We start from the raw sequence: 1,112 nt of genomic DNA on the forward strand, positions 1-1,112 counted from the left end.
ATGGACGTACGCGCCGCTGTTGCCATTCAGGCAGGAAAACCGCTTGAGGTCATGACCGTTCAGCTGGAAGGTCCGCGCGCCGGCGAAGTGCTTGTTGAGGTCAAGGCGACCGGCATCTGCCACACCGATGATTTCACGCTTTCCGGTGCCGATCCGGAAGGTCTGTTTCCGGCCATCCTCGGCCATGAGGGTGCCGGTATCGTCGTTGATGTCGGCCCCGGCGTCACCTCGGTCAAGAAGGGTGACCATGTCATTCCGCTCTACACGCCGGAATGCCGTGAGTGTTATTCCTGCACCTCGCGCAAGACCAATCTGTGCACCTCCATCCGCGCCACCCAGGGTCAGGGCGTGATGCCTGACGGTACCTCGCGCTTCTCGATCGGCAAGGACAAGATCCACCACTACATGGGCTGCTCGACCTTCTCGAACTACACCGTCCTGCCGGAAATCGCGCTCGCCAAGATCAATCCCGACGCTCCCTTCGACAAGGTCTGTTACATCGGTTGCGGCGTCACCACCGGCATAGGCGCGGTCATCAACACCGCCAAGGTCGAGATCGGCTCCACAGCCATCGTCTTCGGCCTCGGCGGCATCGGCCTCAACGTGTTGCAGGGCCTGCGCCTTGCCGGCGCCGACATGATCATCGGCGTCGACATCAACAATGACCGCAAGGCCTGGGGCGAGAAGTTCGGCATGACCCACTTCGTCAATCCGAAGGATGTCGGTGACGACATCGTGCCCTATCTCGTCAATATGACGAAGCGCAATGGCGACCTGATCGGCGGTGCTGACTACACCTTCGACTGCACCGGCAACACGAAGGTCATGCGCCAGGCGCTGGAAGCCTCGCATCGCGGCTGGGGCAAGTCGGTCATCATCGGCGTTGCCGGCGCCGGCCAGGAAATCTCGACCCGCCCGTTCCAGCTGGTCACCGGCCGCAACTGGATGGGCACCGCCTTTGGCGGCGCGCGCGGCCGCACCGACGTGCCGAAGATCGTCGACTGGTACATGGAAGGCAAGATCCAGATCGATCCGATGATCACACACGTGATGCCGCTCGAAGACATCAACAAGGGCTTCGAGCTGATGCACAAGGGTGAGAGCATACGCGG

At 61.8% G+C, this 1,112-nt stretch carries 1 protein-coding gene; it reads left to right on the forward strand.

Annotated elements, in window-relative coordinates; translation table 11 throughout:
* Positions 1-1,112, forward strand: a 1,112-nt coding sequence (locus tag EXN68_RS27305; RefSeq protein WP_142843697.1) for an S-(hydroxymethyl)glutathione dehydrogenase/class III alcohol dehydrogenase, incomplete at both ends; no start/stop codon positions are given.

The organism is Martinezella rhizogenes, from assembly GCF_007002745.1.
Lineage (GTDB): Bacteria > Pseudomonadota > Alphaproteobacteria > Rhizobiales > Rhizobiaceae > Agrobacterium > Agrobacterium cucumeris.